4 protein-coding genes and 1 pseudogene are annotated in these 6303 nt (G+C 69.3%); all 5 read left to right on the plus strand.

Annotation, left to right across the window (positions count from 1 at the left end):
- Positions 1–246 (plus strand): annotated as a pseudogene (gene truB / locus KD1_RS13170) (tRNA pseudouridine(55) synthase TruB); the annotation flags it as partial.
- A 31-nt stretch (positions 247–277) separates the two neighbouring features.
- Entirely contained in the window at positions 278–1234 is a 957-nt protein-coding gene (locus tag KD1_RS13175) for a bifunctional riboflavin kinase/FAD synthetase (protein ID WP_068402639.1), read from the plus strand.
- Between the two features lie 124 nt (positions 1235–1358).
- Positions 1359–3218, plus strand: a complete 1860-nt coding sequence (locus tag KD1_RS13180) for an AMP-dependent synthetase/ligase (RefSeq protein ID WP_068402641.1) — start codon at positions 1359–1361, stop codon at positions 3216–3218.
- Between the two features lie 63 nt (positions 3219–3281).
- Complete coding sequence (locus KD1_RS13185; protein ID WP_068402644.1) at positions 3282–5270, plus strand: TIGR03960 family B12-binding radical SAM protein; 1989 nt, start codon at positions 3282–3284, stop codon at positions 5268–5270.
- Positions 5270–6022, plus strand: a complete 753-nt coding sequence (locus tag KD1_RS13190) for a TIGR03936 family radical SAM-associated protein (RefSeq protein WP_068402646.1) — start codon at positions 5270–5272, stop codon at positions 6020–6022. The genes KD1_RS13185 and KD1_RS13190 overlap by 1 nt, the downstream gene beginning before the upstream one ends.
- Positions 6023–6303 lie beyond the last annotated feature (281 nt).

Genomic DNA, 6303 nt, shown 5'->3' on the forward strand with positions numbered 1-6303 from the left:
GGGGAGGCCGGCCAGGACCCGCCGATCACCCCGTTGGCCGACGCCGCCACCGCCGCGTTCCCGGTGCGTCACCTGACCGAAGAGGAGGCGACCAAGCTCGGCTACGGACAGCGCATCGCCTCGGCCGAACCCGGCCGCACCGAGCCGGTCGCGGCCCTGGCGCCGGACGGATCGCTCGTCGCGATGCTCGACGAGACGCGGGCCGGCGCGCGCACCCATGTCGTCTTTGCCCCGGCCGCGTCGTAGTCCACGCCCGGTTCGGCACTAAGGTGTCGTCGTGCATCGTTGGACCGACCCGAGCCAGACTCCGGCGGGGCTGAAGCCCTGCGTGGCCACCTTCGGCAACTTCGACGGAGTTCACCGCGGCCACCAGGCCGTGCTGGACGCCGTCAAGACCGCCGCCCGCGAGCGGGACCTGCCGGCCGTGGTCGTCACGTTCGAGCCGCACCCCGTGCGGGTGCTCCACCCCGAGCGTGCCCCCGAACTCATCAGCCCGGGCGTGCTGCGCGACCACCTCATCGAGGAGACCGGGGTCGACGGCCTGCTCGTGTTGGAGTTCACCCGCGAGTTCGCCCAACTGTCGGCCGAGGACTACATCCGGTCGGTGTTCGTCGACGGCCTGGGCATCGCGGCCCTTGTCGTCGGCCAGGACACCCGCGGCTTCGGGGCGGGGTACACCGGTGACGTCGACCAACTCCACGAACTCGGAGCGCGGTACGGCTTCGACGTCATCGTCCTGCCGGACCAGGGCGACAACGAGCGGTGGTCGTCGTCGATGATCCGCGGGCACCTGCGCGACGGTGAGGTCGACAAGGCCGCCGAGATCCTCGGGCGGCCGCACCGCGTCCTCGGCACGGTCGTCCACGGGTTGCAACGCGGGCGCGACCTCGGCTTCCCCACGGCCAATCTCAGCCAGTCGAGCACCGGCGTGGTGCCGGCCGACGGGGTCTACGCCGGGTGGTTCGAGCGGCTGGACCTGCCCCTGGACGCGCCCGACCGTCGGCTGCCGGCGGCGATCTCGGTGGGCCTGAACCCGACGTTCGCCGACCTGACGAAGGTCGTCGTCGAGGCGTACGTGCTCGACCGCACCGACCTCAACCTGTATGGCGAGACCGTCGCCGTCGACTTCGTGGCCTGGGTGCGGCCCAATCAGCGGTTCGATTCCCTCGACGAACTCATCGCGGCGATCGGTCGCGATGTGGATGAGTGCCGCCGGATCCTGCTGGGGGAGTGAGCGGCAGACGGGTGTGGTGAGCGTCTCGTTACCGATGAGTCACATTCTGGAGCAAGGGGTCGAAATCCCGCTCCCATCGTGAAAGGCTGACTGAAATGTCCAGCCCACGAAGGAGTAGGCCCCGATGACCGAGGCACAGCTGACCCGTCCAGAAGATGAGCAGTACGACCGCGACATGGTCGAGAACCTCGCCCCGTCGGTCGGCCGGATGTTCCGTGACCGGGTCGCCGCCACCCCCGGTGGTGTGGCGTACTCGTACCCGGACGCCAACGAGAACTGGAACGACCTGACCTGGGCCGAGACGGACGCGATCGTCACCCGCTACGCCGCGGGCCTGATCTCGCTGGGCATCACCGCCGAGGACCGGGTCGCCATCGCCTCGGGCACCCGCTACGAGTGGATTCTCATGGACCTGGCGATCATGCTCGCCGGAGGCGCCACCACGACGGTGTACCCGACGACGATCGCCGAGGACGTCGCGTACATCCTCGACCACTCGGGCAGTGTCATCGTCGTGGCCGAGAACAAGGAGCAGGTCGACAAGATCAACTCCGTGCGCGAGCGCTTCTCCGGTGTGCGGGCGATCATCGTCATCGACCCGACCGGCGTCACCCTCGATGACCACACGATCAGCCTTGACCGACTGGCGGAGCTCGGTGACGGCGTCCTTGCGGGCGACCCCCAGGCCGTCGACACCCGCATCGATGAAAGCCGGCCCGAGCACCTCGCTACGATCATCTACACCTCCGGCACGACCGGCCGGCCCAAGGGCGTGCGCCTCAAGCAGAGCACCTGGGCGTACCAGGGCGCCGCATCGGTCTCGACCGGTCTGGTCACCGCCGACGACGTCATGTACCTCTGGCTGCCGCTGGCGCACGTGTTCGGCAAGCAGCTCATCTGTGTGGCCATCACCGCCGGCATGAAGACCGCCGTCGACGGCCGGATCGACAAGATCATCGACAACCTCGCCGTCGTCAAGCCGACGACGATGGCCGCGGCCCCGCGCATCTTCGAGAAGGTCTACGGCAAGGTCTCCCTGGGCATGGAGGAAGCCGGCGGCATCAAGTACAAGCTCTTCACCTGGGCCAGCAACGTCGGCAAGCAGGTGGCCGCGGTCGAGGCCACGGGCCGCACACCCTCCGGCCTGCTCGCGCTGCAGTATGGCCTGGCTGACAAGCTCGTGCTCTCGAAGATCCGCGAGCGCTTCGGCGGACGCATCAGCACCTTCATCTCCGGTTCGGCCGCGCTCAACCCGGACATCGCCCAGTGGTTCAAGGGCGCGGGCATGACCATCCTCGAGGGGTACGGCCTGACCGAGACCTCCTCGGCCGCGACGGTCAACCGCACGTACGCCTACAAGTTGGGCTCGGTCGGGTGGCCGATCCCCGGCACCGAGATCCGCATCGCCGACGACGGCGAGGTGCTGGTGCGCGGCCCGGGCGTCATGGAGGGATACCACAACAACCCCGAGGCCACCGCCGAGGTCATCGATGCCGAGGGCTGGTTCAGCACCGGTGACATCGGCGAAATCGACGGCCAGGGCTTCCTGCGCATCACCGACCGCAAGAAGGACCTGTTCAAGACCTCCGGCGGCAAGTACGTCGCTCCGTCGATCATCGAATCCCGCTTCAAGGGCATCTGCCCCTACGTGGGCCAGTTCATGGTCTACGGCGCCGACCGCCACTTCGTCACGGCGCTGGTCACCCTCGACGCCGAGGCCATCACGCCGTGGGCCGAGGCGAATGGGCTGGGCGGCAAGAGCTACGAGGAGATCGTCTCCAGCCCCCAGGCCCGCGACATGGTCCAGGGCTACATCGACGAACTCAACTCCGGCCTCAACCGCTGGGAGACCATCAAGAAGTTCCACATCCTCGGCCGCGACCTCACGGTGGAAGAGGGCGACCTGACCCCGTCGCTCAAGTTGCGCCGCAAGACCGTCGTCGAGAAGTACGCGGACCAGCTCAACTCGCTGTACACGACCTGATCGCTTACGCACGCGGCGCCGGGACTCACGGAGCACCCGGCGCCGCGGGCTACCCTAGAAGGCATGCCTCACCAGCCCGGAGCCTCGTACTTCGCCGACCTCGAGCCGTTGCTCGAGCAGGTCAGCAAGCCCATCCAGTACGTCGGCGGCGAACTGAACTCCACCGTCAAGGACTGGCACGTCGGCGGTCATGCCGCGAACGGCGACGACCTCACGGTGCGCTGGGCCCTGATGTACCCCGACGCCTACGAGGTCGGTCTGCCCAATCAGGGCACGCAGATCCTCTACGAGGTCATCAACGAGTGCGACAACGCCCTGGCCGAACGCACCTACTCCGTGTGGCCGGACATGGAGGCGCTGCTGCGCGAGCACGACCTGCCGCAGGTCACCGTAGATGCCCACCGGGCCGTGGGGGACTTCGACGTCTTCGGGCTGAGCTTCTCCACCGAACTCGGCTACACGAACATGCTCACCGCGCTCGACCTCGCCGGCATCCCGCTGCACGCCGCCGACCGCGACGAGTCCCATCCGCTCGTCGTCGCCGGGGGGCATGCCGCGTTCAACCCCGAGACGATCGCCGACTTCATCGACATGGCGATCATCGGCGACGGTGAGCAGGCGGTGCTCGGCGTCACCGACCTCATCGCGGCGTGGAAGGCGGAGGGGCGTCCGGGCGGTCGCACGGAGATCCTCGCGCGTCTGGCCGCGACCGGCGGCGTCTACGTGCCGGCCTTCTTCGACGTCGACTACCTGCCCGACGGTCGCATCCAACGTGTGTCGCCCAACCGGGGCGGAGTCCCGTGGCGCACCTCGAAGCACACCGTCACCGACCTCGACGAATGGCCCTACCCCAAGACACCCCTGGTGCCGCTGGCCGAGACCGTGCATGAGCGGATGAGCGTGGAGATCTTCCGCGGCTGCACGCGCGGCTGCCGGTTCTGCCAGGCCGGGATGATCACCCGCCCGGTGCGCGAGCGCAGCATCACCGGCATCGGCGAGATGGTCGAGGCCGGCCTGGCCGCCAGCGGGTTCGAGGAGGTGGGCCTGCTCTCCCTCTCCAGCGCCGACCACTCCGAGATCGCCGAGATGACCAAGGGTCTGGCCGATCGGTACGAGGGCACGAACACCGGCCTGTCGCTGCCGAGCACCCGCGTGGACGCGTTCAACATCGACCTGGCCAACGAACTCACCCGCAACGGACGACGCTCCGGCCTGACCTTCGCCCCCGAGGGCGGCAGCGAGCGCATCCGCAAGGTCATCAACAAGATGGTCACCGAGGAGGACCTGATCAACACCGTGGCCGCCGCCTATGGCGCCGGGTGGCGGCAGGTCAAGCTCTACTTCATGTGCGGTCTGCCGACCGAGACCGACGAGGACGTGCTGCAGATCGCCGACCTGGCCAAGCGCGTCATCGAGACCGGTCGGCAGGTCTCCGGGCGCCGTGACATCCGCTGCACGGTGAGCATCGGCGGGTTCGTGCCCAAGCCGCACACCCCGTTCCAGTGGGCCGCGCAGCTCGGCGCCGAGGAGACCGACGCGCGCCTGGCCAAGCTCCGCGACGCCATCCGCAGCGACAAGCGATACGGATCGTCGATCGGGTTCCGCTATCACGACGGTGAGCCGGGCGTCGTCGAAGGGTTGCTCAGCCGCGGTGACCGGCGGGTCGGGCGGGTCATCGAGGAGGTGTGGCGCGACGGCGGCCGTTTCGACGGCTGGAGCGAGCACTTCTCCTACGAGCGCTGGATGGCCGCGGCGGAGCGCGGTCTGGCCGGCACCGGCGTGGACGTCGCCTGGTACACCACGCGGGAGCGGGAGCAGTCCGAGGTCCTGCCGTGGGACCACATCGACTCCGGCCTGGACAAGGACTGGTTGTGGGAGGACTGGCAGGAGGCGCTCGCCGGCGGTGAGGTCGAGGACTGCCGCTGGACGCCGTGCTTCGACTGCGGCGTGTGCCCTCAGATGGGCACTTCGATAGAAATCGGCCCGACCGGCAAGACGTTGTTGCCGCTGTCGGTCGTCGGTGGCGGTCCGCGACCCGGTCTGGAGGCCTGATGGGTCGCCAGCGCACCCCCGAGGGGCCGCCCCCGGCCCCGGCGGTCCAGAAGCTGCGCATCCGGTACGCCAAGCGCGGCCGGCTGCGGTTCTCCTCGACCCGTGACTTCTCCCGCGCGCTCGAACGGGCGCTGCGTCGGGCCGGGGTGCCCATGGCCTACTCGGCAGGGTTCCACCCGCACCCCAAGATCTCGTACGCCAACGGTGCTCAGACCGGAGCGGCGAGCGAGGCCGAATACTTCGAGATTTCGACGACCGTACGGGTCGACCCGGACAAGGTGCGGGCCGCGCTCGATGCCGCACTGCCCGACGGGCTGGACATCGTCGAGGTGGTCGAGGCGCAGCCCGGGGCCCTGGCCGACCGACTGCAGGCCAGCACGTGGCGCGTCGAGTTCCGCACCGAGGAGCCCGGCGTGGTCGCCGCCGCGGTGGAGGCCCTGATGTCGGCCGAGCGGGCCGAGGTGACGCGCACCTTCAAGTCCGGGCCGAAGACGTTCGACGTGCGCGCCGCGGTGCTCTCCGCGGACGTCTCCGGCGCGACCGACCCCGTCTATGCGATAATGCACATGGTCGTTCGGCACACCACACCTGCCGTTCGTCCCGACGACGTACTGACCGCACTGCGTGCCGTGGCGCATTTCGAGCCATTGACACCGCCGCTGGTGACCAGGCTCTCCCAGGGCCCATGGGACGACGCACGTGCGAGGGTGGCCGACCCATTGGCTGCCGACGAGGCCGTCGCCGGCACCTGAAGGGTGACGCGCACCGCGCGAGCCACGCAGGTGAAACCAGACTTCCGTGGCGACCGGCCACGGCCGCAACAGCCCCGACGGGGCGGCGGGCGGCCCCTCATCGGGGCGCCGGGTGTGGCACCGACCCCCCGGAGCGGAAGGGCGCCACATGGCTTCCGATGAGACCACGAACGACCAGACCACCAGCGGGGAGCACGCCGGCGAGGAGAGCGCGCCCGCCCCGGCGAAGCGCACCCCTCGCAAGCGTGGCACCAGCCGCCGCGCCGTCGCGAAGCAGGCGG

This window comes from Kribbia dieselivorans NBRC 106261, assembly GCF_001552435.1.
Lineage (GTDB): Bacteria > Actinomycetota > Actinomycetes > Actinomycetales > Dermatophilaceae > Kribbia > Kribbia dieselivorans.

Coding starts and splice junctions, on each gene's coding strand:
- KD1_RS13180 (WP_068402641.1), top strand. CDS start 1,359: ATGACCGAGGCACAGCTGACCCGTCCAGAAGATGAGCAGTACGACCGC.
- KD1_RS13185 (WP_068402644.1), top strand. CDS start 3,282: ATGCCTCACCAGCCCGGAGCCTCGTACTTCGCCGACCTCGAGCCGTTG.
- KD1_RS13190 (WP_068402646.1), top strand. CDS start 5,270: ATGGGTCGCCAGCGCACCCCCGAGGGGCCGCCCCCGGCCCCGGCGGTC.